This window comes from Streptomyces sp. NPDC003635 (assembly GCF_053587635.1).
Genome location: NZ_JBSFOK010000033.1, coordinates 77,047 through 103,116, shown reverse-complemented (window position 1 = coordinate 103,116; position 26,070 = coordinate 77,047). Strand labels below are relative to the sequence as shown.

Sequence of the window (26,070 nt, the reverse complement as noted above, 5' to 3'; positions counted from 1 at the left end):
GGAAGACGAACACCTTCCTGTTGACCTTCGCGACGGTCTCGCCCCAGGGAAACTCGCCGGGCGGCGGCGGTCGCGGTGCCCCGCCCGGTGATCCCGACGAGCGCCTGGCTACCCACGGCGCCCTGCTCCCCGCAGGTCTGCGTGGTCTCGGCCGGCGCCTGGACGGACGTGCCGCGGGCGGTGCCGCGCCTGACGGCACTGCTGCTGACGCTGCTGGTGGGCGTGGCCCTGCTGCCGGTGTTCCGCCTCGTCCCGGCGTCCCGGCACGACGCGCTGATCCGCGGCTGGAGCAGGGCCGTCGTCCGCGCGTCCGGGGTCCGGGTCCGGATCACCGGCGACGCCGCCCCCTCCACCGGGGGCCTGCTTCTGGTCGCCAACCACATCTCCTGGCTGGACATCCCGCTGCTCGCGGCGGTGCGCCCGGCCAGGATGCTGGCCAAGGCGGAGATCCGGCGGTGGCCGGTGGCGGGCGGCCTCACGGCACGCAGCGGCGCCTTCTTCATCGAACGGGACCGGCTGCGGGCCCTGCCCCTGACGGTCGCCCGGATCGCCGAGGCCCTGCGCTCCGGCGCCGCGGTGGTCGCCTTCCCGGAAGGCAGCACGTGGTGTGGCAGGGCCCAGGGCCACTTCCGCCGCGCGGTGTTCCAGGCGGCCCTGGACGCCGGGGTGCCGGTCCAGCCGGTCCGCCTGCGCTACCGCCTCGCGGACGGCCCCGCGACGACCGCCCCGGCCTTCGTGGGCGAGGACTCCCTGCTCTCGTCCCTGTGGCGGGTGGTCACCTCCCGCCACCTGGTGGCGGACGTGGAGCTCCGCCCGACCATCGCCCCCGGCACCCACCCCGACCGCCGCACCCTGGCCCACGCCTCCCAGCCGGGCCCGACGGGAGGCGAACCGGGGTGGGCCCACACGGCACTGGCGAGCGAGCGGACACCCGGCGCGGTCGCCTAGTGCCGCGTCAGGCGACGTTCGCCCCGTCGCGTCGCCCGGCACGCACTAGCTCCCTACGCCCCCGAGCGCCGCAGTCCGAACAACCGAGCCCCGTTCGCGTAGCAGACCCCGCGCAACCACTCCTCGCCCAGTCCCAGCCGTTCGAGGGCCTCCAGCTGGTGGACGTACGGGTAGGGGATGTTGGGGAAGTCGGTGCCGAGGAGGATGCGGTCGCCGAGTGCTCGGAGGCGGGGGAGCTCCGCTGTCGGGAAGGGGGCGAGGCGTTCGCTGAAGTCCGTGAAGGCCATCGTGGTGTCCAGGCGGACCTCCTCGTACCGCTCGGCCAGGTCCAGGAAGTCCGTGTACTCCGGCATGCCCATGTGCGCCACGATCAGGGGCAGGCGGGGATGGCGGGCCAGGAGGCGGCCCACCGGTTCCGGGCCGGTGTGCTTGCCAGGAGCGGGGCCCGAACCGCAGTGCATGACCACGGGGATGCCCGCCTCCGCCAGCAGGCCCCAGACCGGGTCCAGCAGTTCGTGCGTCGGGTCGTACGCCCCCACCTGGACATGGGACTTGAAGACCTTGGCGCCGGCCTCGACCGCCATGCGGACGTAGTCCTCGACGCCCTCCTCCGGGAACAGCGTGGCCGTGTGCAGGCAGTCGGGTGTGCGGGTCGCGAAGTCCGCGGCCCATTCGTTCAGCCAGGCCGCCATGCCCGCCTTGTGCGGGTACAGCATCGCCGTGAAGGCACGGACCCCGAAGCGGCGCAGCACCGCCACCCGTTCGTCCTCCTCGTGGCGGTAGGTGATGGCCCACTCGACGCCCGTCATCGGGCCGACCGCGTCGAAGTAGTCCCACACCTTGCGCAGCACCCGTTCCGGCATGAAGTGCGTGTGGACGTCGACGAACCCGGGCACCCCGATACGCCGCCGGAACTCCTCCAGAGCCTCGGCCTCGGCCACGGGGTCGTCTTCGCTGCGTGCGGTCATGCCCCGACTGTCACGCAGGCGTACCGCTCACGACAACCCCATTGATCGGTTCCCGTCCATCGTCCGGGCCAGGTACGCGGCCGTAGCGCTGCTCTCGGCCCGCGCGACCTCCGCCGGCGGTCCCGCCGCCACGATCCGGCCGCCCGCGTCGCCACCGCCCGGGCCGAGGTCGATCACCCAGTCCGCGCCCGCCACCACCGCCATGTCGTGCTCGACGACGACCACGGTGTGCCCCGCGTCGACCAAGCCGTGCAGCTGGCGCATCAGGACCTCGACGTCGGCCGGGTGAAGGCCGGTCGTCGGCTCGTCCAGCACGTACACCGTGTGGCCCCGGCGGCCCCGCTGGAGCTCGCTCGCCAGCTTGATGCGCTGGGCCTCACCCCCGGACAGCTCGGTCGCCGGCTGCCCCAGCCGCAGATAGCCGAGGCCGACGTCCAGCAGCGTGCCGAGGCTGCGGGCCACCGCCGGGGTGTCCGCGAAGAAGCCTGCCGCCGCCTCGACCGTCAGATCCAGCACCTGGGCGATGTTCCTTCCCCGGTACGTCACTTCGAGCGTCTCGGGGTTGTAGCGCGCGCCCCCGCAGTCCGGGCACGCCGCGTACGTGCTCGGCAGGAACAGCAGCTCGACGCTGACGAATCCCTCGCCCTGGCAGGTCTCGCAGCGCCCTCCGGCCACGTTGAAGGAGAAGCGGCCGACGCCGAATCCCCGCTCCCGCGCCTCGTCCGTGGCCGCGAACGCCTTCCGCACGACGTCGAACAGGCCCGTGTACGTGGCGAGGTTGGAGCGCGGAGTGCGGCCGATCGGCTTCTGGTCGACGCTCACCAGGCGGCCGACGCCGGGCAGTTCCTCGGTGATCTCCCCGATCAGCGTGGACTTGCCCGAGCCCGACACCCCGGTGACCGCGGTGAACACCCCGAGCGGGATCTGGGTGGTCACCGCCCGCAGGTTGTGCCGGGTGACCGGGCCGAGTGTCAACCGGCCCGAGGGGGACCGCACTTCGCGCGGGGGAGTGGGGGAGCCGGCGAACAGGAAACGGGCCGTCGCCGACTCCGTCACCCCGGCGAGTCCGGAGGGAGGTCCGCTGTACAGCACCCGCCCGCCGTGCTCGCCCGCCCTCGGGCCCACGTCCACCAGCCAGTCGGCGCCGCGGACCACGTCCAGATGGTGTTCCACCACGAACACCGAATTCCCGGCGGCCTTGAGTCGCGCCAGCACCGTCAGCAGCGCCTCCGTGTCCGCCGGGTGCAGTCCGGCGGACGGCTCGTCGAGGACGTAGACGACGCCGAAGAGCCCGGAGCGCAGCTGGGTGGCGAGGCGGAGGCGTTGCAGCTCGCCCGCCGAGAGGGTGGGGGTAGCCCGGTCGAGGCTCAGGTAGCCGAGGCCCAGCTCGACGACCGGGGCGATCCGGGACCTCAGGTCCTCGGTGAGGACACGGGCCGTCTCCGAGGTGCCGTGCATGACGCCGGCCAGCTCGGCCAGCGGCAGCGCCGCCAGTTCGGCGATCGTACGGCCCGCGAAGGTCACCGCCAGCGCCTCGGGGCGCAGCCTGCTGCCGTCGCAGGCCGGGCAGGGGGCACTGGCCAGGAACCGCTCCGCCCTGGTCCGCAGGGTCGCGCTCTTGGAGTCGGAGAACGTCTTCATGACGTAGCGCCGGGCGCTCATGTACGTGCCCTGGTAGGGCCGTTGGATCCGGTCGGCGTCGCGCACCGGATGGACCGTGACGACCGGCTGCTCGTCGGTGAACAGGATCCACTCGCGCTGCTCGGCGGGCAGTTCGCGCCAGGGCCGGTCCACGTCGTACCCGAGCGCGTCGAGGATGTCCCGCAGATTCTTGCCCTGCCAGGCGCCGGGCCACGCGGCGACGGCGCCGTCCCGGATCGACAGCGCCGGATCGGGGACGAGCAACTCCTCCGTCGTACGGTGGACTTGGCCCAGGCCGTGACAGGACGGGCAGGCTCCGGCGGCCGTGTTGGGGGAGAAGGCGTCGGAGTCGAGCCGCTCGGCGCCGGGCGGGTGGTCGCCCGCGCGGGAGTACAGCATGCGCAGGGAGTTGGAGAGGTTGGTCACCGTGCCGACCGACGAGCGTGCCGTCGGCGCCGAGCGCCGCTGCTGGAGCGAGACCGCCGGCGGCAGTCCGGTGATCTCCCCGACCTTCGGCGCGCCCACCTGGTGGATCAGCCTGCGGGCGTAGGGCGCCACCGACTCGAAGTAGCGGCGCTGCGCCTCGGCGTAGATCGTGCCGAAGGCGAGCGAGGACTTCCCGGATCCGGAGACCCCGGTGAACACGGCCAGCACGTCCCGGGGAATGTCGACGTCCACGCCCCGGAGGTTGTGCTCGCGGGCGCCGCGGACGCGGACGCAGGGATCGTGGGGGTCGTGCATGACGGATCTCCGCACCAGGGAAGCAGGGAAGGGGACAAACCCCGCGATCCTATGCGACCGCGCCGGTCAGGGCCCGAACGTCCACACGTTCCCCACCGGGCGGCCGTCCCGGCGCAGCACCGTGCCGAGGAGCCGGGTGAGGTCCTCCTCGACCTCGGCGACCAGGTCGGCGCCGAACACGCACAGGGACGCCTCCACGAAGTTGCCGTACGTCCCCATGCGCAGGTCCTCGGTGACCTGGATGACGTTCTCGTCGGGGAGATAGGCGTAGCCGGGCCACGGGGGCTGGCCGGGGCCGCCGACCCGGGTCGGGTCGCAGACGCTGCCGTTGATGTACCACTTGAGCCGGTATAGCCGGTCCCCCCGCCGCCCGCAGGCCCGCAGCCCGCGGGCGATGACCGCTTCGACCTGGCGCAGCAGCGGGTCGCGCCAGTCCTCGACGGCCTCCGTGTGCCAGGTGACCGAGCCGGGTGGCTCGGCGATGCCGTCGTAGGCGCTCTCGTAGGTGACCTCGAACCGCTGCTCGAAGCGGCGCCAGATCGCGTCGTGCTCGGGCTCCGAGAACAGCAGTCGTGCCGGGCGTTCCCGGGCCGGCTCCGCGGGTGGCTCCCAACGGTAGGTGGTGACCTCGGCGACCTCGTGGAAGCCCGCCGCCAGATGGACGGGGACGAGATCGCCGCTCGCCTCGGCCACCAGGTAGCGGGCCGGCGGCTGGGCCCACACCTGGCGGCCCGCCCAGGCGGCCGCGGCGTGCAGCAACGCGGGGAGCGGCCGGGTGATCCCGCCGATCGAGGAGAAGTCCGTGCCGTGGGCCTTCTCCAGCCAGACCAGGTCCACGGGCCGTGCGTGGCGCCAGAGGGACAGGACATCCATGCCGTGTTCCAGCTCGGACACCGGTCGGCGCTGTTCGGGGGCCGCCTGGGCGAGCCGGAGGATCCGGTCCTGGTCGGCGTGCGGGAGCCCGGCCCAGTAGGTGCGCGGTTCCACGTCCGTCGTCGGTACGTCGGCGATGTCGGCCACCAGCAGGGAGCGCGGGGTGCCCGCAGTGAACCCCGCGGCGAGCAGGGCCCGGGCCAGGCGCGGCCCGTCGTGGGAGTACACCTTCCAGGTCACCGGCTCCACGCGCCCGGCGAAGATCTCCCGCGTGCGGCGGACCAGGCCGGCGAGGTCGTCGACCTCGGAGAGGTCCGCGTGGTCCACCACGCCATGGGTGCCGTAGTGGACGCGCGCCAGTGGCCCGTCCCGCTCGGTGACCACGCCGAACACCTCGGGTGCGCGTGCGCGCATCTGTCTGTCGTACTCCACCCACAACGCCGAGGCGTCAGCGGTCACTCGAAGGCCCCCGTGGTTCACTTCACGATCCCGGCCAGACGCCGGTACGAATCCAGCAGTGACCGACGGTCATAGGTGCTGGTGGTGACGAGGATCTCCTGCGCTCCGGTCTCCTTCAACAGGATTTCCAGCTCGTCCGCGACCTGTTCCTCGGTGCCGGCGATGTGCCCCGCGAGGCCCTGCTCGTAGAAGCCGCGCTCCTTGGCGGTCATGGTGAGCGCCTCGACGCGCTCGGCGGGCGGCAGCGGCGGGAAGGTGCCGTGCGTGCGTGAGTACGCCATCGACCAGGCCTCCGGGACCAGCAGCCGCCGGGCCTCCTCGGGGGTGGCGGCGACAGCGATCGTGCCGGAGATGACGACGTACGGCTCCGCGGCCCAGGGGGAGGGGCGGAAGTTCGCGCGGTAGTGGTCGATCCCGCGCCGCATCTTCGGCCGGTTGCGGAGGTCGCCGATGACCATCGGCAGCCCGGCGCGGGCCGCGATGTCGGCGCCCTCCCCCATGGCGAGCACGAACGGCGGCACGGTCAGCCCCTCCGCCGGACGCGCGTGCACCCCCGTCGGCGAGGTCCCGCGGAACCAGCCCAGCAGTTCGTCGAGCTGCCCGGCGAAGTCCTCGGCGTCGTCCTTGTCCCGGCCCAGCGCCTTGCGCACGCCGCCGGTGAATCCGACGGAACGCCCCAGTCCCATGTCGATCCGGCCCGGGAAGAGCGACTCCAGCACCCCGAACTGCTCGGCGACGACGAGGGGCCGGTGGTTGGGCAGCATCACGCCGCCGGTGCCGACCCGGATGGTGCGGGTCGCGGCGGCGACGGCCGCGGCCAGCACGGTCGGCGCGGACCCGGCGACCCCCGGCACGCCATGGTGCTCCGCCACCCACACCCGGTGGTAGCCGAGTCCTTCCACCTCGCGTGCCAGGGCGACGGTGTCGCGCAGCGCCTCGGCGGTGGTGTGCCCCTCGCGGGTGCGGGAGCGGTCGAGGACGGAGAAGCGGGCCTGGGCGAGGACGGAACTCATGTCTGGTTCAACACGCGGCGGCCCGCAGGATTCCGCACGGCATGCCCGGGGCCCGCAAACCCGGCCGGAGCCAGGCGTCGTGGCCGGCCGGGCCGGCCGGTCAGTGGCCGGCGGCCAGGGCCGCGAGGACGGCGCGGGTGAGGCGGGCGACGTAGGCGTCGTCCGTGGGGCCGCCCACCGCGAGCATCCTGAAGTACAGCGGGGCGCCGAACAGGTCGACGGCCAGGCCCATGTCGGTCTCGGCGGGCAGTTCGCCGCGGTCCACCGCTTGGCGGACCAGCGTCGCCACCGCCGCGCGCCGGGGGGCGAGGACCGCCTCGTGGAGCGCGTCGCGCAGGGACGGGTTGCGGGCCGACTCGGCCACCAGGTCCGGGATGATCCGGCCGACGAGCGGGTGGTGCAGGTCGGTCATGGTGTCCCGCACGAAACGCTCGACGTCGTCGTGGAGGGAGCCGGAGCCGGCCGTGGCCGGCAGGTGCGCGGCGGCGGCCTCGGAGACCAGTTCCACCACCATCGCCTCCTTGGCGGGCCAGCGGCGGTACAGCGCCGCCTTGCCCACGCCGGCCCGGCGGGTGACGGCCTCCATCGACATCCGGGCGTACCCGGTCTCGGCCAGCTCCTCGAACACGGCACGCCTGATCGTCTCGGTTACGGACTCCCGCAGCACCGCCGAGCCCGTGGGCCCGCGGTCGAGTGCGCTCCGGCTGGTCGACTCCACGGCGGGAGATTAACACCGGACGGAACGGTTGCGTTCCGTCCGGGCCGGGAGTACGTTCCGCCGAGACGGAACGGCCCTGTTCCGTTCCGTAGGGGAGAGGGGCCGCGCATGACCCTGGAGGCCGAGACCCAGCGGGGGGAGGCGGGCGGTACCCGCCGCCGGGCCCGCACCGTGCTGGCCGTGCTGGCGCTCTTCATCGTGATCAACGCCGCCGACAAGGCCGTACTCGGCCTGACGGCGGGCCCCATCAAGGACGAACTCGGCCTGACCGCGACCGAGTTCGGGACCATCGCCAGCAGCTTCTATCTGCTGTTCAGCCTCTCCGCCGTCTCGGTCGGCTTCCTCGGCGACCGCATCCGCCCCCGGCCCCTGCTCGCGGTGCTCGCCCTGGTCTGGGCGGCGGCGCAACTGCCGATCCTCCTCCCCGCCGCCGGGTTCGGCGCGCTGGTCGCGACCCGGGTCATGCTGGGCGCGGGAGAGGGGCCGGGCTATCCGCTGGCCAACTACACCGCCTTCACCTGGTACCCGGAGAAGCGGCGCGCGCTGCCCTCGGCCGTCGTGGTCGCGGGCGGCGCGGGCGGCACCGTCCTGGCCGCCCCGCTGGTCGTCCTGGTCAGCGAAACCCTCGGCTGGCGGGCCGCGTTCGGCCTGCTCGGCGCCGTGGGCCTGCTCTGGACCGCGCTGTGGCTGCGGGTAGGCGGTGGCGGGCCCTACACCGCCCGGCTCGGCCCTGGGGACATCCCGTCGCAGGCGGCCACCGGCACCGTGCCCCTCCGGCGCGTCGTCACCACCGGTACCTGGCTGGGCGCCACCCTCTCCACCTTCGCCGTCATGTGGACGCTCGCCCTCGGCTTCGCCTGGCTGCCGCTCTATCTGGAGGAACAGGCGCGCTTCAGCACCGCGCAGGTCAGCGCGATCGTCGGCCTGCCCGCCCTGTCGATGGCCGCGCTGGTGCTCACCGCGGGCGCGCTCGCGCACCGGCTCCTGCGGCGCGGAGCGACCGCACGGCTCGCCCAGGGGCTGCTGGGCGCGCTGCTGCCCCTGCTCGCCGGCGGGTGCCTGCTCCTGATGACCCGGGCCCCGTCCGCCGCCCTGCTGCCCCTGCTGGTGCTGGCGTTCTCCGCGGGCAACGGCCAGACCCCGCTGACCAACGCGGCGATCGCGGACATCTGCCCGCCGGGCCGGCGCAGCGCCGCCCTCGGACTGTCGTACGCCCTCGCCGCCCTCTCCAGCCTCATCGCCCCCTACGTCACCGGACGGATCATCGACGCGGCGCCGACCGAAGCCGTCGGCTACGACCGGGCCTTCGACCTGACCGCCTGGCTGCTGATCGCCGGGGCCGTGCTCTCGATGCTCCTCATCCGCCCCGACCGTGACGCCCGGAATCTGCTCGGCCACACCGCCCCGCGGCCCGCGTCCGCGACCGACGCGCAGCCCTCAGTGAAGGAGTGATCCCCGATGCCCGTGGACATCGCCGTCGTCCAGGGGGCCCGGACCCCGATCGGCCGCTACCGAGGCGCGCTGAGCTCCGTCCCCGCCCACCGGCTCGCCGCACTGGTGATCCAGGATGCCGTCGCCCGCGCCGGGACCGAACCCGCCGCCGTGGACGAGGTCGTCCTCGTCGCGCAGCCCTCAGTGAAGGAGTGATCCCCGATGCCCGTGGACATCGCCGTCGTCCAGGGGGCCCGGACCCCGATCGGCCGCTACCGAGGCGCGCTGAGCTCCGTCCCCGCCCACCGGCTCGCCGCACTGGTGATCCAGGATGCCGTCGCCCGCGCCGGGACCGAACCCGCCGCCGTGGACGAGGTCGTCCTCGGCTGCGTCGGCCAGGTGGGCCCCGACGCCTTCAACGCCCGCCGGGCGGCCCTGGCCGCCGGGCTGCCGGTGCGCACCACCGCGTACAACGTCAACCGCCTGTGCGGATCGGGCCTCCAGGCCGTCTGGTCGGCCGCGCAGAGCCTCACCGTCGGCGCGGTGGACCGCGTCGTGGCCGGCGGCAACGAGTCGATGACCCGTCAGCCCACCCTCGACTACGGCGAACGCGCCGCCGACGAGATACCCGGGGCCACCACCGTCGACGGCACCCTCTCCCTGCTCACCGACCCCTTCGGGAACTACCCGATGGGCATGACCGGCGAGGTCGTGGCCGACCGGTACGGCGTCTCGCGGCTGCGCCAGGACCAGTGGGCCGCCGAGAGCCAGCGCCGGGCCGCCGTCGCCGTCGACGAAGGACGGTTCTGGGACCAGATCGTCCCGGTCGACACCCCGGCCGGGCTGGTCGCGCGGGACGAACACCCCAGGCCCGGCACGACGGTGGAGAAGCTGTCCGGCCTGCCGCCCGTGTTCGCGCAGAACGGCACCGTCACCGCCGGGAACTCCGCCGGCGTCAACGACGGCGCCGCCGCCGTCCTGCTGATGCGCACGGCCGACCTCGCCCCCGGCACCACACCGCTGTGCCGGCTGCGGGACACCGTGGTCAGCGCCGTGGAACCGGAGATCATGGGCATCGCCCCCACGCAGGCGATCCGCGCCCTGCTGCACCGCGCCGACCTCACCCTCGACGACATCGACGTGATCGAGCTCAACGAGGCGTTCGCCGCCCAGGTCCTCGCCGTCATGGACGGCCTCAAACTCGACCCGGACCGGGTCAACCCCAACGGCGGCGCGATCGCCCTCGGCCATCCCATCGGCGCCACCGGAACCGTGCTCCTGCTCAAGGCCGCGCACGAACTGCGCCGCACCGGCGGCCGGTTCGCCGTGATCGCCCTGTGCGTCGGCGGCGGCCAGGGCATCGCCGCACTCATCGAGAACCCGGGTGCGGTGCGATGAGCGCCTACGCGTGGCACCCCTCCCGCGAGCACACCGAGCACAGCAACATCGCCGCTTTCTGCCGCGAACACGGCGTCGACGGCGGCTACCGCGCCCTGCACGCCCGGTCCGTCGACGACCCCGAATGGTTCTGGGAGCGGGCCGTCCGCGACATCGGCATCGCCTGGCACGTGCCCCCGCGGCGGGTCCGCGACGCCACCGGGGGCATCGCCCGCACCCGCTGGTTCCCCGGCGGGCGCACCAATCTCGTGGACTCCTGCCTGGCGCCCCGGACACCGCGGGGCCGCGGCGGCGCGCCCGCGCTGCGCTGGGAGCGGGAGGACGGGACACGCGGCAGCCTCACCTACGACGAGACGGCCGCCCTCAGCGCCCGGGTGGCGGGAGGCCTGCGCGGACTGGGGGTCACGGTCGGGGACCGGGTAGCCGCTTACCTGCCCCCGGGCCCCGAGGCCTTCGTCCTGCTCTTCGCCTGCGCCCGCCTCGGCGCCGTCCTGGTCCCGCTGTTCTCCGGGTTCGGCGCCGACGCGATCGCGGTCCGGCTCGCCGACGCCGAGGCCCGGGTCCTGGTGACCGCGACGGCCTCGGTCCGGCACGGACGCCGCCACGACATGGAGGCGGCCGCCCGCACGGCGACGCAACGGGTCCCCTGCGTCCGGCACCTCGTCGTCGTCCAGGAGGGCACGGGCTCCGGACCGGCCGACACGACCTGGGACGCCCTCGCCGCCGCCGACCCCGCCGAAACCGTCTCGCTCGCCGCCGACACCCCCTTTCTCCTGCTGCACACCTCCGGCACCACGGGCCGGCCCAAGGGCGCCCTGCACACCCACGGCGGCTTCCCCGCGCAGGTGGGCAGCGAGACGCGGTACAACCTCGACCTGCGGCCGGACGACGTCGTGTGGTGGGTGACCGATCCCGGCTGGATCATGTTCCCGCTGATCGCCGTCGGCGCCACCCTCGCCGGTGCCTGCGTCCTCGCCTACGAGGGCGCGATCGACCATCCGGACCCCACCCGCCTGTGGCGGCTGCTCGACGAGCACGAGGTCACCGTGTTCGGCGGCTCGCCCAGCCTGGCCCGCACCCTGATGGGGCGCGGCCCGGCGAACGCCGCGGCACCCGCCCGGCTGCGCATCCTCGGGTCCACCGGGGAACCGTGGACCGAGGAGGCCTGGCACTGGTACTTCGCCGAGTTCGGCGGCAAACGCTGCCCGGTGATCAACATCTGCGGCGGCACCGAGGTCGGCGGCTCCCTGCTCGCCTCCGCGCCCACCCTGCCCCAGTCGCCCTGCGGTTTCGCCGGGCCCTGCCTGGGCATCGACGCGGCCGTCGAGGACGCCTCCGGCGCCCAGCCGCCCGCGGGACAGGCCGGCGAACTCGTCGTACGTCAGCCCTGGCCCGGCATGACCCGCGGGCTGTGGCGGGCACAGGAACGGTTCCTGGAGGCCTACTTCGAACGACGGCCGGGCCGCTGGTCGCACGGCGACCTGGTCTCCCGCACCGGCGAGGAGTGGTTCGTGCACGGGCGGCTCGACGACGTCATCAAGGTGGCCGGCAAACGCCTGGGCCCCACCGAGGTCGAGGAGGCGGTTCTCGGCGATCCGGCCGTCGGCGAGGCCGCCGCGGTCGGCGTACCGCATCCCGTCAAGGGCGAGACGCTGTGGTGCCTCGCCGTCCCGGCGGCCGGCCGGTCGCTCGGCCCGCCGGAGCGCGAGCGGATCCGCGCACGGGTCGCCGACGCGCTCGGCCCGGCGTTCCGGCCCGGCCGGGTGATCGCCGTGCCGCAGCTGCCCAGAACCCGCAACGGCAAGGTGATGCGGCGCCTCGTCCGCGACGTGCTCACCGGCCGGGAACCCGGCGACCTGTCCACCCTCGTCAACCCCGAGAGCCTCGGGGCGCTGCGCGCGGCCGTACGGCAAGACCCCTCATGACGGGCGACCCGCCCCTGGACCCAAGGAGTTCCATGCCGACCGTCGACATCCTCCTGCCCGGCTTCGGCCTCGACACCGACCAGGGCTACCCCGCCTTCTGCGGGGTGTTCCTGGTCCGCGGCCCCGACGCCGCGGGACGGCCCCGGAACATCCTCGTCGACGCCGCCCACGTGGGCCGCCGCCCCTTCCTGTGGGAGGCGCTCGCCCGCCACGGGCTGGCCGCCGCCGACATCGACACCGTCGTCCTCACCCACGCCCACTGGGACCACGTGCAGAACATCGACCTGTTCCCGTCGGCGACCCTGGTGCTCCACCCCGACGAGCGCCGGTACGCGCACACCCCGCACGCCAACGACTGGGCCACGCCCGCCTGGACGGGGCTGCTGCTGGAGCAGCTCCCCGTCCGCGAGGTCGTCGACGGCGAGGAACTCATCCCCGGCGTCGACGTCATCGCCCTGCCCGGCCACTCACCGGGCAGCATCGGCCTGACGGTGGACACCGCCGCGGGCCGCGCCACGATCACCGGCGACGCCCTGCACTTCGCCTACGTCGCCCGGACCGGGCGCAACCCCCTCGTCTTCTGGGACGCAGACCAGGCCGAGCACAGCATCGGGCGGATCCTGGACGTGTCCGACGTGATCTATCCCGGTCACGACCGCCCGTTCCGGCTCGCCCCGGACGGTGGGATCGACTACCTGGCGTCCTTCGCCCTCACCCTGACCGGAGTCGGCCCGGACACCCCGGGGCTCGGCTTCGCCGACTCCTCGGCCCGGCCGTCCTGGGTCATGCCGGGCATCCAGGAGCAGCGCGCGCTGTACGAGAAGAACGCCGACGACAGCCGGCTGCGGATCAGCCGGGTGCCGCGGGTGGTCGGGCCGGCGCCGGATCTCCGAGCAGCCGGGCCAGGGAGCGGTTGAGCCGGGCGAAGAACGGGCCGGGCTCCTCACGCGGGAAGAAGTGACCGCCGGGCACGAGGGTCAGCCGGAAGTCGCGTGCGTACCGCTCCCACGCCCGCACCCGTGCCGGGTCCACCAACGGGTCGTCGAAGCCCGCGAACGCCTCGACGACCAGGGGCAGCCGGGCCCGCTCGTCGTCCGGGTCCGGCAGCCCCGCCCGCCCATGACTCGCGCAGATCCGCAGATCGTCACGGACGATGGGCAGCAGCACCCGCAGCCAGTCCTCCCGCTCCAGGAACCGCGGGTCCATCCCGCCGAAGTCGACCAGCAGACGGGCCAGTTCCCGGTCCTCGTACCGGTCGGGCGCGGGCAGCGTGGGCGTGAGATGCGGAGGAGCGTAGGCCCCGAGGAACAGCGTCTCGGGACCGCGGCCGCCCGCCCGCAGCCGGGCCGCGGCCAGCGCGGCGGCCACCAGCGCGCCCATGCTGTGGCCGTACGCCGCCCAGGGGCCCTCGTCGAGACAGTCCGCGAGTTCCCGCCCGAGGACCTCGACGAGCTCCCCGGCGTCCCGGAAGCGGGGTTCCCGGTAGCGGGCCTCGCGCCCGGGCAACTGCACCGGCAGCACGTCCACACCGGACGGCACGCGGGCGCCCCACGAGCTGAAGAACGACGCCCCGCCGCCCGCGTGGTGGAAGCAGAACAGACGCAGCCGGGCGTCGGCGCGGGGCGCCCGGCTGAGACAGGACACGGCCGCGGTGGTCACCGGAGCGTCCCGGCCGGCGTGCCGTTCAGACGGCGGCGGGCGCGCAGGACGTGGGCGCGGACCGAGGCCGCCCGGCGGACCGCTCCCGTCGTGCCCGCCATCCGCAGCGCCTGCGCGAGCAGCCACAGCCGGGTCTCGGCGGCCTGCTCGGGCCGGCCGCCGAGCGTGTCGTTCTCGACGAGCCGCAGGCGGGGGACGGTGTTTTGGAGCAGCCTGGCGTCGGACCAGGGCACGATCTCGTCGTCGCGGCCGGCCACGCAGGCGACCGGGACGCGCAGTCCCTGCAGCCGCTCCTCGTCCAGGCCCCAGTCGGCCAGCGCGGCCGGCAGCCGGTCCGCCGGTGTGCGCATCACATGGGACAGGGTGAGGTGCACCAGACGCGGCAGGGGTGTGCGTTCCGCGGCCCGGGCGAAGAAGTCCCGCACCGGCGCGCCGACCACGGCCAGCCCTCGGACGCGGTCGTCGTCCAGCACGTGACGCAGGGCCAGATGGCCGCCGAAGCCGAGACCGACGACGCAGGTGCGGGAGGTGTCGGCGGCACGGCCGAGGAGGTCGACGAGGTAGGTGAGCATGCGCACGCTGTCCGTTCCGTAGGTGAGGGCGTTCTCGCCGACCCCGGGCAGTTCGGTGACGACGACGGCGGCGCCGAGCCGGTCGGACTCGGCCAGCAGTGGCGCCCACTGCTCCTTGACGCCGGCGATGCCGCCGACGACGAGGATCAGCGGCAGCCGCTCGCGCAGCGACAGGCCGGTGGCCCAGCACGCGAAACCGGCCTCCTCGCAGGGGAGATCGAGCCGGGAGACGCCCCGGACTCCTCTGCGCCAGCGGTCGAAGGCCGCCACGCAGGCCTGCTGGGCGGCGAGCCGGTCGGGGCCGTCGGGGTAGGGGAAGCGGGCCATCGCCCAGTAGCGGACCGCGTCCAGATCGCGGCCGCGTGCCTCGGCCGCCACCGCGAGCGAGGACCAGGCGTGGGTCCAGGCGCCCTCGTCGGCGGCGTCGGCGAGGTTGTCCGTCACCTGGTGGATGACGTCGGCGGGGATGCCCTGGGCGTGGGCGTGCGGGAGGGCGAACCGGCGCAGTTCCGCCATGGGGATCATCGGACTGCTCCCTTCTTCTCCGGTTGCTGTGCGGGGACGGGGTCCCGAAGGTCCGGCCGGGGTGCCGGTCCGCGGCGGGTGGCGAGCCGGGCGACGCAGGCCCGGATCCGCCTGCCGAGGCCGGGGGACCAGACCAGGTCCAGCTGGGTGTCGAGGAACAGCGCGTGGAAGTGCAGGCCGGCGTCGGGGCGCGGGGGCCGGGAGTCGGTCGCGGGAGGAGTCATCGCCCCGTCACCACCAGGTGCATCTGCCGGAACGTCCTGACCTCCAGCAGATCGGCCACGGGGACGCGCCGCCCCACGACGCGTTCCACCACGGTCACCAGCCGCAGCAGCAGCACCGAATCCCAGTCGGGGAAGTCGTCCAGCGGCCGGTCCAGGTCCTCCTCCTCCAGGTACAGGCCGAGTTCCTCCTCCAGGAGCGTGCGGAATTCCGCGGTACCGGCGAGGGCGGTGGTGGTCATGTGCGGTCTCCGTCGTCGGGCCCGAACGCGGCGTGCAGCCGCAGATGGGCGGGGGCGGGGGTGAGGTCGCGCAGGTCGTGCCGGAAGAAGACGGCGTCGGGGTCGTCCGGGTCGGTGCCGACCGGCGTGAAGCCGTGGTCGGCGTAGAACGCGCCGAAGGCGGCGTTGCGCGGCGAGGGCAGATAGCGGCCCGTCACGGCCCCTGCCTTGGTGTCGCGGGCGAATTCCAGCACCGCGGCCACGCAGGCGCTCTCGATGCCCCGGGCGAACACGCGGCAGCTGAGGGCGAAGTTGTCGATGCGCAGAACGTCCTCGTCGCGCCGCAGGAACAGCGCGCCGACCAGGCCGTGGTCGCCGAACCGGTCACGCGCGTGCACCGCGAGCACGTGGTGCCCCGGCAGTGTCATCCGTTCCGTCACCTGCGGGACGTCGAGCCGTTCGGTGGCCAGGTGGAACTGGTTGGTGCGCAGGGTGAGTTGAGAGATCCGCGCGAGTTCCGGCTCGTGCGGCGGGCGCAGGACGACCTCCAGCTCGAGCCCGTCGAGGTAGTCCTGGTAGGAGGCGACGTCCTCGCGGAACTCCTGCCGCCGGGCCTCCGTGCGGTAGCGGTCCGCCCGTTCCAGGTCGGCCTCGGTCAGTTCGAACAGGTCGAACCAGCCGTCGGCCAGCAGCGCCGAGGGGTGCAGGGCGGGTTCGTCGTCGACGCGGACCACGGCGACCTCGGGCAACTGCTCGGCGACGAGCCCGCATTCGAAGAGGCTGTCGTCGACGAAGACGAGGCTGTCCAGACCGAGTCCGAGCCGCTCGGCGATGCCCCGGAGATTGTCGTGCTTGGGCTTCCAGTTGGCGCTCACCTGGACGAAGTCGGTCTCGCGCAGCACCATGCCCGGATGCGTCCCCAGGGTGCGGGTCACGGCGTCCGCGTCGTTCTTGCTGCTGATGGCGAGCAGCACCCCTTGGGCGGCGAGTTGTCGGAGCACCCGCTGGAACTCGGCGAAGGCGTCGCCGCGCAGCCCCGACCCGAGTTCGATGCCGCCGGGGCCGTCCTCGCCGAGCACCCCGCCCCACAGGGTTCCGTCCAGGTCCAGCACCAGTACCTTGCGGGTCCGGCCGAGGCGGGCGCGGACGATGTGCGCGGCCTCGCGGGCGTAGGCGGCGAGCAGCGGCTCGGACAGCCGGGCGCGGGCGTACTGTGCGGCGCGCGGTTCACCGGCGGGCACGCCCTCGCCGATCAGCGGATCGAGGTCGACGACGACCACGCCCGGGTGGTCCTCGGCGAGCGCCAGCAGGCCGCTGTTGAACTCCCGCCACACCACGCCGAGGCGGGCGCGGTGGCGCAGCTCGACGAGCTGGTGGGTGAGATGGCGGTGCAGCGGGACGGTGTTGAGCACGAGCAGGCCGCGACCGGCCTGCTGATGGGCGCGTACGGCGGCGGAGAGCAGCGCGAGCTGGGTCCGCGCCGCCTTCTCGACGTCCTCGGCCCGCCAGGGCGCGGTGACACCGCCGACGACCGTGTGCGCGTCGAGCACGCACAGCGTCAGGTGGGGCCGCCCCGCGTCCCGCGCCGGGTCGGCCGGCCGCATCAGGTCCTGCACGTACGAGCCGTAGGGGGCGACCCGCGCGTCCAGCAGCAGTCCGTGGCGGGCCAGTTCGGCGGTCAGCGGTCCCACCAGCGGGGCCACCGTGGACTCGCCGGTGACGGCCACGGAGACCACCGGCGCGTCGGGGGCGTGGCGGCGGACCTCCTCGAGGTCGAGCCGGGCCAGCAGCTGGCCCGCGGCGGGGAGGTCGGCCCGGGGCATCCGGGCCAGCAGCGTCCGCACCGTGCCGTACTCCGCGGGCAGCCGCCCGGCGCGGTACAGGCCGCGCAAGGTGGCGAGGGACGCCTGGTCGTGCCACCTCGCCGGGGACTGCGGGCTCACGATCCGGTCCTGGGCCTGGGTCATGACCGCTCCAGGGCGAGACCGGACTTGATCCACTTGCTGGACTCGACGGCCACCGCGACGGCGCGCCCGGGACCGTCCCACCGCTCCAGTAGTTCGGCGAGCTGGAGGAAGGGCAGGGCGTTGCCGTTGTTGCCGACGGTGCGCACCACGTTGATCCGTCGGGCGCCCGGCGCGGGCATGCCCGCGGAGATGCGGTCGCTCATCCGGCCGGAGAGCTGCGGGGGCAGCAGGTAGTCGACCTGGTCGGCGGTCCAGCCCAGGTCGCCGAGGAGTTCCCAGAACATCTGCTGGGCCAGGAGCGGCACGGTCTCCTCGATCGCCTTGTAGTCCTCGAAGACCGCCGGGCGGTCGCTGTGCCGGTCGCCGAGCCCGAACCAGTCGATGATCTGGCCCGGTTCCCGGTTCAGGCCCACCAGCCGGTTGAGCACCTGGCGGATCGCGATGCCCGGGCCGAGCGGTTCGGTGCTGAGCACGGCCGCCCCGGCGCCGTCGCCGAAGAGGGCGTAGTTGACGAGTTCGGCGGAGCTGCGGGTACCGGGATCGAAGTCCCGCTCCAGGTGCTTGGCGCACACGTCGCCGCCGATCACCAGGACGTTGGCGCAGCGCCGGGCCAGCAGCAGGGTGCGGGCCACGTCGAGGGCCTGGACGGCGCCGGCGCAGCCGGACTGGAGCTGGTAGGTGGGGGTGTTGTCGATGCCGAGCCGGTCGGCGACCAGGTTCACGGTCGCGGGCATCAGGTGGTCCGGGGTCGCGGTGCCCATGACGACGCAGTCGATGTCGCGCGGTTCGAGACCGGCCTCCGCCAGCGCCCGGTCGGCGGCGGTGGCCGCGATGTCGGCCAGGGTGTGCCGTACCTGACCGGTGGCCAGGTCGACGGCGAAGTACCGGCTGGTGTTGCCGATGAACATCTCGGCCCAGGTCTCGTCGACGCCGACGAGCTTGGCGAGGGTCGCGTTGTCCACGGGATCCCCGGGCAGGCAGGTGCCGACCGAGGCCAGGTGTGCGGTGGGAGCGTTCATCGGCCGGTTCCTTCCGGGGTCAGGGTCACGGCGTCGTCGAGGCGGCGGCCGCGCAGATAACGGACGAGGTCGCCGACGGTGCGCATGCTCTCCAGCAGTTCCTCGACCGGAAGCGTGCCGAGCCGCGGCAACTCGTGCTCGATCCGCGCCTTCAGTTCCACGGCCTGGATGGAGTCGAAGCCCAGGTCCTCGTGGAGCCGGGTGTCGTCGTGGACCAGGTCCGGGTCGTGTCCGCCGACCCGGCACACCAGTCGGCGTGCCAGTGCGGCCAGGGAGTCCGGCTCGTCCCCGGCCGGGGTCGGCGGACACGGGTCCCCGCGGTCCGCACGTGGCGGTACCGCGGTGTCCGCGCCGAGGGGGGCGGGGGGCGCGGACGGTTCCGGACGACTGGGTGCGGCGCCGGAGCGCCAGGCGCGGAAGGACGTGTCGAACAGGTGGGGCGGCAGCCGGCGGGGCAGCCGGTCGGACTCGGTGTACAGCACGTCCCAGTCGGGGGTGAGGCCCGCGCACCACAGCTCGCCGAACAACTGCTGGGGCCGGTGGCCGGGTGCGCGTTCGCCGGGGTGCGCGGTGTGCAGGCTCACCGGGGAGCCGGCGTCCGCGCGCAGCCGGGACAGCAGCGGGGTGAGCACCGCCGAGGGGCCGATCTCCACGACGTGGGTGACGTCCGTGGCGAGCAGCGCGCGGGCGGCCTCCGCGAACCGCACCGGTGCGGTGATCTGTGCCGCCCAGTAGTCGGCGTCCAGGGTCTCCGCGTCGGTGAGTGCTCTGCCGTGCACGGTGGACAGGACCGGCACGTTCGGCCGCCGGTCGGCGGCCTTTGCGCAGGCGCGGCGGAACTCCTCGACCACGGGCAGCATCAGCGGCGAGTGGAAGGCGTGCGTGACCGCGAGCGGCCGTGCGGCCACCTTGCGTTCGGCCAGCTCCAGGGCGAGCGCGGTGAGTTCCTCGCGGTCGCCGGAGATCACCGTACGACGGGGGCCGTTGACGGCGGCCAGGCCGAGCCGCTGCCGTCCCGCGAGCAGCGGCTCGGCCTCCGCGGCGTCCAGGGCCACCGCGAGCATCCCGCCGTCGTCGGGCAGCGTTTCCATCAGTTCCCCGCGCCGGGCGACCAGGCGGGCGGCGTCCGCCGGGTCCAGCGCTCCGGCCACGCAGGCGGCGGCGAACTCGCCGATGCTGTGCCCGATGACGTACGCGGGCCTGATCCCGGCCTCGGCCAGGGTGGCGGCCATCGCGTACCCGACGGCGAACAGCGCGGGCTGGAGCAGTCCCGGGCGGTGAATGTCCGGGTCGTCGTCGAGGAGCAGGTCGCGCACGGATCGCCCGGTGTGCGGGGCGAGCAGCTTGTCCAAGTCGTCGAGGTGGCGTGCGTAGGCGGGGCACGACCGGTACCAGGACGCGGTGGTACGCGGGTCCTGGGCGCCCTGTCCGGTGAAGGCGAACGCCACCGACGGCGTCGCACGGCGTGCGGCCTCGCTCCTGTCGACCTGTTCGGCGGCCTCGCGCAGCCCCGCCACCAGCGTGGGGAGGTCGGCGGCGGCGACGGCCGCCCGTCGCGGCTGCCGGGACTTGACCCGGTTGCTGGTCCAGCACAGCTGCGCCAGCTGGTCGCCCGGACGGCGGGCCAGGGCGTCGGCCTGGACCAGCAGATTGGCGCGCAGCCCTTCCACGCTCCGGGCCGAGACGGTGAACACGCCCGGCGCGCCGGGCCGGGTCCGGTGGCTGACCCGAGGCGCGGAGGCCAGCACGGCGTGGGCGTTGCTGCCGCCCATGCCGAAGCTGCTCACCGCGGCGTGCACGGTGCCGGAGCCAAGCCGGAGCGGCGACTTGAGCAGGTTCAGCCGCTGTCCGGGCAGGTCGAGCCGCGGGTTCTCGTCGTGGGCGTACCGGCTGGGCGGCACCGTGCGGTGGTGCAGCGCGAGGACGGCCTTGATGAGTCCGGCGATGCCCGCCGCGCCCTCGGCGTGCCCGAAGTTGCTCTTGACCGAGCCCAGCGCCACGCTGCCGCCGCTGCGGCCACTGGTCAGCCGGCCGAGCGCCTGGGCCTCGATATGGTCACCGAGCAGGGTGCCGGTGCCGTGCGCCTCGACGAATCCGATGTCGTCGGCGGTGACGCCGGCCCGCTGCCACACCGACTCGATCAACTGCTCCTGCGCCCAGCGGTTGGGCGCGGTGATGCCGTTGCTGCGGCCGTCCTGGTTGCTCCCGGTCTCCTTGAGGACGGCGTACACCGGCTGACGGTCCGCCAGGGCGTCGCTGAGACGGCGCAGCACCAGCACCGCCACGCCCTCGGCGCGCCCGATGCCGTCCGCCGCGGCGCTGAACGGCTTGCAGCGGCCGTCGGGGGCGGAGAGACCGGCCTGGGTGTAGAAGATGTTGAGGACCGGCGTCATGATCAGGTTGGTTCCGGCCACCAGGGCGTGGTCGCTCTCGCCGGAGCGCAGCGAGTTCATGGCGAGGTGGACGGCGACGAGCGAGGAGGAGCAGGCCGTGTCCACGGCCAGGCTCGGCCCCTTGAGGTCGAGGTGGTACGAGACGCGGTTGGCGCCCATGAAGTAGCCGTTGCCGGAGCCGTGCCGGGCGGTGATCCGGTCGTAGTCCCCGAGCGCCAGGAACGCCCACTCGTTGGCCATCACGCCGACGAACACGCCGGTCGCCGTGCCGGCCAGGTCCTGGGGGGCGATCGTGGCGTCCTCGATCGCCCGCCACGAGCACTGCAGCAACAGCCGCTGCTGCGGGTCCATCGCGGCGGCCTCGCGCGGCGCGATCCCGAAGAAGGCGGGGTCGAAGGCGTCGGGGTCGTGGATGAAGCCGCCGCGCACGGTGTTGCTGCGGCCGGGCGGCCGGTCGTCGGCAGGGGCGGGGGGATCGAGGTGGTAGCGGTCGGCGTCCCAGCGCTGTTCGGGTACCCGGCCGGTGCCGTCGCGTCCGTCCATGAGCAGCGCCCAGTACTCCTGGGCGTCGCGGGCGCCGGGGAACCGGCAGTCGAGACCGACGACCGCGATGGGTTCGCGCACGGTCATGACCGGCCCTCGCCGTTCGGCGCCAGGTCGGCCAGGCGTTCGGCGAGATGGGCGGCGATGGCGTGCACGGTCGGGAAGTCGTACGCGATGGTGGGGGAGACCGGGATCCGGTACCGCTCCTCTATCTCGCCGCAGATGCTGATCGCCGCGACGGAGTCGATGCCGTAGTCGGCGAGGGGGGTGTCCGGGTCGATCTCCTCGGCCGTCCGGCGCAGGTGGAAGGCGACCCGCCCGGTCAGCCACGGTTCGAGGTCGGATGCCGTGCCCTGGGGCGAGGGCCGGCCCATGGGGGCGGTGGGGCGGGCGGCGCGGGTTTCGGGGGCGATGCTCATGGTGTTTCTCTCTCCGAGGGGCTGAGGGCTTCGGATCAACGGGGGGTGGCGGCGGGCTCCGGTGCGTCGGCCGTCGCGGGGACCAGGGCGGCGACCGGGGGCTGGAGTCGCTGGTGCAGCACCGGCAGGGCGCCGTCGAGGAAGAGCTGCCGCATGAGGGTGCGCTGCGTCTTGCCGCTGGTGGTCTTGCGGATCACGCCGGGCCGTACCAGCACCACGCTCACGGCGGGCAGCTGGAACTGACGGCTGAGCAGGGACTGCACGGTGGCGCCGAGTTGCGCCGGGTCGTGGTCGTCGGCGGCGCTGGTCCGCAGCTCCTGCACCACGACCACGTGCGCGCGCTCGGATGCGTCGGTGACGGTGAACACCGCACCCCCGCCGCGCCGGAACGCCTCCCCGGCCTCCTGCACGGCCCGCTCGATGTCCTGCGGGTAGAGGTTGCGGCCGTGTTGGATCAGCATCTCCTTGATCCGCCCGGTGACGTAGAGCTCCTCGTCGAGCAGGGCTCCGAGGTCGCCGGTGCGGAAGTAGCCGGCGCGGCCGTCCGCGGTCTCGGCCCGGAAGGCCGCGGCGGTGAGTTCCTCGCGGTTCCAGTAGCCGGCGGCCACCGAGGCGCCGCGCAGCCAGATCTCGCCGACCTGGCCGCCGGGCAGGACCCGCAGGGTCACCGGGTCCACGATCAGGACCTCGGTGTTCTTCGGCCGGCCGCAGCCGACGAGGGTGCGGGTGGGCCGGTCGGTGCGGGCGGGCCGCAGCTCGTCCTGCTCCAGAGCGTGTGCGTCGACGGTGAGTTCGACGTGCGGGGCCTCGGTGTCCCCGCCGGAGACCAGCAGGGTGTTCTCGGCCAGGCCGTAACAGGGGATCATGGCCTGCGGGCGCAGCCCGTGGGGCGCGAAGCGGCTCACGAAGGCGCGCAGGGTCTCGGCGCGGACCGGTTCGGCGCCGTTGAGGGCCACGCGCAGGCTGGACAGGTCCAGGTCCGCGGACTGTTCCTCGGTGACGCGGCGGGTGCACAGTTCGTAGCCGAAGTTGGGGGAGGCGGTGCCCTCGACCCGATAGTCGTGGATCATGCGCAGCCAGCGGTGCGGCTGCTTGACGAAGGCGATCGGCGACATCTGCACGCTGGTGCCGCCCACCCACAGCGGGTGCAGGGTCATGCCGATGAGCCCCATGTCGTGGTAGAGCGGCAGCCAACTGCCCGCCACGACGCCGTCCGGGGTCCGCATGGCGCCGCGTATGGCCTCCTCGTTGGCGGCGAGGTTGGCGTGCGTGACCATGACGCCCTTCGGCTCGCTGGTGGAGCCGGAGCTGTACTGGAGGAAGGCCACGTCCGAGTCGCGTACCGGGGGCGGGGTCCACAGGTCCGGGTCGGCCGTCTCCTCGGCGTCCCCGCCGGCCGCGAGGCACAGCACGTCGCGCTCGCCGGCGGCGGCCAGCCAGGCGCTGACGGGCTGGCGGTACTCCGGGAGCGTCAGCACCGCCCCGACGTCGGCGTCCCGCAGGATGCCCTGGACGCGGGCGAGCCTTTCGCCCGGCTCGTCGGGCAGGGGGGCGGGGATGGCGGTGCGCCCGGCGTAGAAGCAGCCCAGGAAGGCCGTGACGAAGTCCAGGGTCGGCGGGTAGAGCAGCAGCACCGGGCGTGCGCAGTCCTTGGAGGACGCGTGCCGCAACCGGGTGGCCACCAGGCGGGCCCGGCGGTCCAGTTCGGCGTAGCTGAGCTCCTCGGGGCGCATGCCCGGACCGTCCTCGTGCAGGTAGACGAAGGCCGGCCGCTCCGGATGGCGCTCCGCGCCGGTGCGTACGGCGTCCGTCATCGTCCGGTACTGAAGCTGGTGTGGCACGAGATGTCCTCTCCGAGAACCGTTTCCTTGCGGCGGCACCGAGTGCCATCCGATGTCCCCACCCTTGGGGCGCGGTGAAAAGGCGGCGTAAAGCGAAAATTGGTGCGCACGTCAACGGTTTGGGGCTGTATCCCTGGCCGAATGCGACGGTGGGTGCGCGCGGAAACACGTACCGTGCTGGCACGCGGTGCCGGTCGGTCGGAGGGGGTTGCGTGCGGGTGTGTGAGGGGGGAGGGCTCCCGGAGGGTCCACTGCCGCCCGGCGGACATGCCGTCTGCCTCGGCAGACTGGTCGAGCCGGTGGGTGAACACCTGGGCCGGGCGCGGTCGTCGGGAGCCCGGTCGCTGCTGCGTCAGGTCGTGGCCGCGGCCGCCGCCACACCCCAGCATCGCGTGCGCCTGGACCGCGACGGGCATGGCCGACCGGTCCTGCGCGCCCCCGCCGGCCTGGACGTGAGCATCAGTCACACGGCCGACGTGCTCGTCGTCGGCGTCGCCCGCGGCCGCCGGATCGGCGTGGACGTGGAGGCCCGGGACCGCCCGCTGCTGGCGCCGGGGCTCGCCGAGAAGATCTGCCACCCGGAGGAACTGGCCGAGCTGCGCGACCTGCCGCCCGCCGTGCGCAATACCCGGCTGGTACGGCTGTGGACGCTCAAGGAGGCCTACACCAAGGCCCTCGGCCTGGGTCTGGCCTACGACTTCACCCGCCTGCGCCCCCGGCTCGTCCCGGAGAGCGGCTGGTGGCTGGAGCGGTCCGCGCCGGGCTGGCGGCTGCGCTGCGATCCGCTCCTGGACGGCTTCGTCGTGGCCCGCGCGCTGGGACCCGAGGGGTGACGGCCCCAGGCTCAGGCAATCGAGTCAACGATGTTTCGATACACCGTTGACTCGATTGCTCGCCGGGTCTAGCGTCAGGGCCGAACGGCACTCGGCTCACGATCACCCTCTTCTCACCGAGGAGCGGACATCCGTGACAACTCCTGTACGCCGCACGCCCTCCGACGACCCGTCACAGACCGGCCACCCGCACCGCTGGCGCGTCCTCGCGGTGCTCCTGGTCGGGCTGCTGCTCGTGGTCCTGGACACGTCGATCCTCAACGTGGCCCTGAAAACCCTCGCCGAACCCGCGCCCGAGGGCCTCGGCGCCTCGCCGGGCGCTCTGCAGTGGTCCATCGACTCCTACGCCCTCGTCTTCGCCGCGCTGCTCTTCACCGCCGGCGCGCTCGCCGACCGCTGGGGACGAAAACGCGTCCTGCTGGCCGGACTCGCCGTCTTCGGCGTCTGCTCCCTGTGGTCCGCCTACGCCCGCAGCGCCGACGAACTGATCCTCGCGCGGGCCGGGTTGGGGATCGGGGCCGCGCTGGTGCTGCCGGCCACCCTGGCGATCATCATGGCGGTCTTCCCGCCCGCCGAGCGCGCCAAGGCCATCGGCCTGTGGGCCGGTGCCGCCGGACTCGCCGTCGCGCTCGGGCCGATCACCGGCGGCGCGCTGCTCCAGCACTTCTGGTGGGGCTCGGTCTTCCTGATCAACCTGCCCGTCGTGCTGACCGGGGCGGTCGCCACCCTCGTCGTCGTCCCCGAGTCCAAGGACCCCGCCCGCGGCGGCCTCGACCCCCTCGGCGCCCTGCTCTCCGTCGTCGGGCTCACCGCACTGGTGTACGGCGTGATCCGGGGCGGCGAGTCCGACCACTGGACGGAGGCCGCGGTGTGGGGCCCGATCCTCGGCGGCCTGCTGGTCCTGGGCCTGTTCGCCCGGTGGGAGCACCGCGCCGAGCGGCCCGCCCTGGACCTCGCCCTGTTCACCGTCCGCCGCTTCTCGGCCGCCGTGACCGTGATCGGCCTGGTCTTCTTCGCCCTGCTCGGCGCCACCTTCTTCCTGGTGTTCTATCTCCAGAGCGTGCGCGGCTGGACGCCGCTGGAGGCCGGTTTGCTGCTACTGCCCCTGGCCGTGGCCCAGTTGGCGTGCTCGGCACCGGCCACGCTGCTGGCCAAGCGGGTCGGGGCCGGACCGGTCTGCGCCACCGGCATGCTGCTCACCTCGCTCGCCTTCCTCGCCGTCGCGGGCATCGACGAACACACCGAGGTGTGGGTCATCGAGACCGTTCTGTTCGTCATGGGCCTCGGCATCGCCTGCGTGATGCCGCCCGCGACCTCGGCCGCCATGTCCGCCGTCTCCCAGGACCGGGCGGGCACCGGCTCGGCGGTCACCACCACGTTCCGGCAGGTGGGCGGCGCCCTCGGGGTCGCCGTCCTGGGCTCGGTGCTCTCCGCCGCCTACCGCGCCCGGATCGAGGGCGACCTCACGGCCCTGCCCGCCGCGGCCCGCGACAGCGCGGAAGAGTCCATCGCCACCACCCTTACCGCCGCCCGGGAACTGGGCCCGCCTGGTGCGGCGCTCGCCGACCGGGCCGTCGAGGCGTTCCTCTCCGCCATGCACCTCACGGCCCTCGTCGCCGCCGGCGCCGGCCTCCTCGGCGCCCTCGTCAGCCTGCTGTTCCTGCCCTCCCGTACGTCCGCCGGTGCCCCCGGCGGCCAGGAGGCGACCGAGCGAGAAGTCCACACCACGGAGGTCTGAGCCG

Annotated in this window: 22 protein-coding genes; 8 read left to right on the top strand and 14 right to left on the bottom strand. The window is 73.8% G+C overall.

What is annotated here, in order from left to right:
* Nucleotides 1-87: 87 nt before the first annotated feature.
* Nucleotides 88-948, top strand: coding sequence for a lysophospholipid acyltransferase family protein (locus ACWDRW_RS27430; protein ID WP_451726900.1), 861 nt, complete (start codon nucleotides 88-90; stop codon nucleotides 946-948).
* 53 nt (nucleotides 949-1,001) lie between these two features.
* Here ACWDRW_RS27430 and ACWDRW_RS27425 read toward each other — a convergent pair whose 3' ends face one another.
* From ACWDRW_RS27425 to ACWDRW_RS27405, 5 genes are all read right to left on the bottom strand, one after another.
* Nucleotides 1,002-1,916, bottom strand: coding sequence for an amidohydrolase family protein (locus ACWDRW_RS27425; protein ID WP_451726897.1), 915 nt, complete (start codon nucleotides 1,914-1,916; stop codon nucleotides 1,002-1,004).
* 27 nt (nucleotides 1,917-1,943) lie between these two features.
* Nucleotides 1,944-4,298, bottom strand: a complete 2,355-nt coding sequence (locus tag ACWDRW_RS27420) for an ATP-binding cassette domain-containing protein (RefSeq protein WP_451726895.1) — start codon at nucleotides 4,296-4,298, stop codon at nucleotides 1,944-1,946.
* 66 nt (nucleotides 4,299-4,364) lie between these two features.
* Entirely contained in the window at nucleotides 4,365-5,585 is a 1,221-nt protein-coding gene (locus ACWDRW_RS27415; RefSeq protein ID WP_451726893.1) for a DUF2716 domain-containing protein, read from the bottom strand.
* 62 nt (nucleotides 5,586-5,647) lie between these two features.
* Nucleotides 5,648-6,643, bottom strand: coding sequence for an LLM class flavin-dependent oxidoreductase (locus ACWDRW_RS27410; protein ID WP_451726890.1), 996 nt, complete (start codon nucleotides 6,641-6,643; stop codon nucleotides 5,648-5,650).
* Between the two features lie 100 nt (nucleotides 6,644-6,743).
* Complete coding sequence (locus ACWDRW_RS27405) at nucleotides 6,744-7,361, bottom strand: TetR/AcrR family transcriptional regulator (RefSeq protein WP_451726888.1); 618 nt, start codon at nucleotides 7,359-7,361, stop codon at nucleotides 6,744-6,746.
* Between the two features lie 108 nt (nucleotides 7,362-7,469).
* Between ACWDRW_RS27405 and ACWDRW_RS27400 the strand changes: the two genes are divergently transcribed.
* From ACWDRW_RS27400 to ACWDRW_RS27380, 5 genes are read left to right on the top strand one after another with little or no spacing between them, the layout of a single operon-like run.
* Nucleotides 7,470-8,813: an MFS transporter gene (locus tag ACWDRW_RS27400; RefSeq protein WP_451726887.1), complete on the top strand. Its 1,344-nt coding sequence runs from the start codon at nucleotides 7,470-7,472 to the stop codon at nucleotides 8,811-8,813.
* A 6-nt stretch (nucleotides 8,814-8,819) separates the two neighbouring features.
* Complete coding sequence (locus ACWDRW_RS27395) at nucleotides 8,820-9,008, top strand: thiolase family protein (protein WP_451726885.1); 189 nt, start codon at nucleotides 8,820-8,822, stop codon at nucleotides 9,006-9,008.
* A 6-nt stretch (nucleotides 9,009-9,014) separates the two neighbouring features.
* A complete protein-coding gene (locus ACWDRW_RS27390) occupies nucleotides 9,015-10,190 on the top strand; it encodes a thiolase family protein (RefSeq protein ID WP_451726882.1) in 1,176 nt (391 codons plus the stop codon).
* On the top strand, nucleotides 10,187-12,115 hold the full coding sequence (locus ACWDRW_RS27385; RefSeq protein ID WP_451726880.1) for an AMP-binding protein: 1,929 nt from the start codon (nucleotides 10,187-10,189) through the stop codon (nucleotides 12,113-12,115). The genes ACWDRW_RS27390 and ACWDRW_RS27385 overlap by 4 nt, the downstream gene beginning before the upstream one ends.
* A 32-nt stretch (nucleotides 12,116-12,147) precedes the next feature.
* Nucleotides 12,148-13,032 (top strand): MBL fold metallo-hydrolase, encoded by an 885-nt coding sequence (locus tag ACWDRW_RS27380; protein WP_451726878.1) that lies wholly within the window; start codon nucleotides 12,148-12,150, stop codon nucleotides 13,030-13,032.
* Here the strand turns inward: ACWDRW_RS27380 and ACWDRW_RS27375 are convergent.
* Genes ACWDRW_RS27375 through ACWDRW_RS27335 form a run of 9 tightly spaced genes read right to left on the bottom strand, consistent with a single transcriptional unit; the run spans nucleotide 12,965 to nucleotide 23,495 of the window.
* Nucleotides 12,965-13,774 (bottom strand): thioesterase II family protein, encoded by an 810-nt coding sequence (locus ACWDRW_RS27375; protein ID WP_451726876.1) that lies wholly within the window; start codon nucleotides 13,772-13,774, stop codon nucleotides 12,965-12,967. The two genes, ACWDRW_RS27380 and ACWDRW_RS27375, sit on opposite strands and share 68 nt — an antisense overlap.
* A complete protein-coding gene (locus ACWDRW_RS27370) occupies nucleotides 13,771-14,871 on the bottom strand; it encodes an alpha/beta fold hydrolase (RefSeq protein WP_451726873.1) in 1,101 nt (366 codons plus the stop codon). The genes ACWDRW_RS27375 and ACWDRW_RS27370 overlap by 4 nt, the downstream gene beginning before the upstream one ends.
* The gene (locus ACWDRW_RS27365; protein WP_451726871.1) at nucleotides 14,868-15,095 is read right to left on the bottom strand and encodes a hypothetical protein; all 228 of its coding nucleotides are present in this window, start codon (nucleotides 15,093-15,095) and stop codon (nucleotides 14,868-14,870) included. Before ACWDRW_RS27365 ends, ACWDRW_RS27370 begins: the two co-directional genes overlap by 4 nt.
* A complete protein-coding gene (locus ACWDRW_RS27360) occupies nucleotides 15,092-15,334 on the bottom strand; it encodes a phosphopantetheine-binding protein (RefSeq protein ID WP_451726868.1) in 243 nt (80 codons plus the stop codon). The genes ACWDRW_RS27365 and ACWDRW_RS27360 overlap by 4 nt, the downstream gene beginning before the upstream one ends.
* Nucleotides 15,331-17,280, bottom strand: coding sequence for an HAD-IIIC family phosphatase (locus tag ACWDRW_RS27355; protein WP_451726865.1), 1,950 nt, complete (start codon nucleotides 17,278-17,280; stop codon nucleotides 15,331-15,333). Before ACWDRW_RS27355 ends, ACWDRW_RS27360 begins: the two co-directional genes overlap by 4 nt.
* Nucleotides 17,277-18,299: a 3-oxoacyl-ACP synthase III family protein gene (locus ACWDRW_RS27350; RefSeq protein ID WP_451726862.1), complete on the bottom strand. Its 1,023-nt coding sequence runs from the start codon at nucleotides 18,297-18,299 to the stop codon at nucleotides 17,277-17,279. Before ACWDRW_RS27350 ends, ACWDRW_RS27355 begins: the two co-directional genes overlap by 4 nt.
* Nucleotides 18,296-21,322 carry a type I polyketide synthase gene (locus tag ACWDRW_RS27345; protein WP_451726859.1) on the bottom strand — a complete coding sequence of 1,009 codons (3,027 nt, stop codon included), beginning with the start codon at nucleotides 21,320-21,322 and terminating at the stop codon, nucleotides 18,296-18,298. Before ACWDRW_RS27345 ends, ACWDRW_RS27350 begins: the two co-directional genes overlap by 4 nt.
* Entirely contained in the window at nucleotides 21,319-21,654 is a 336-nt protein-coding gene (locus ACWDRW_RS27340) for an acyl carrier protein (protein WP_451726856.1), read from the bottom strand. The genes ACWDRW_RS27345 and ACWDRW_RS27340 overlap by 4 nt, the downstream gene beginning before the upstream one ends.
* Before the next feature lie 35 nt (nucleotides 21,655-21,689).
* Nucleotides 21,690-23,495, bottom strand: a complete 1,806-nt coding sequence (locus ACWDRW_RS27335) for a fatty acyl-AMP ligase (protein ID WP_451726854.1) — start codon at nucleotides 23,493-23,495, stop codon at nucleotides 21,690-21,692.
* 299 nt (nucleotides 23,496-23,794) lie between these two features.
* Here ACWDRW_RS27335 and ACWDRW_RS27330 point away from each other — a divergent pair, with 299 nt between their 5' ends.
* Nucleotides 23,795-24,328, top strand: a complete 534-nt coding sequence (locus ACWDRW_RS27330) for a 4'-phosphopantetheinyl transferase family protein (RefSeq protein ID WP_451726853.1) — start codon at nucleotides 23,795-23,797, stop codon at nucleotides 24,326-24,328.
* Nucleotides 24,329-24,461: 133 nt separating this feature from the next.
* Nucleotides 24,462-26,066 carry an MFS transporter gene (locus ACWDRW_RS27325; RefSeq protein WP_451726851.1) on the top strand — a complete coding sequence of 535 codons (1,605 nt, stop codon included), beginning with the start codon at nucleotides 24,462-24,464 and terminating at the stop codon, nucleotides 26,064-26,066.
* Nucleotides 26,067-26,070 lie beyond the last annotated feature (4 nt).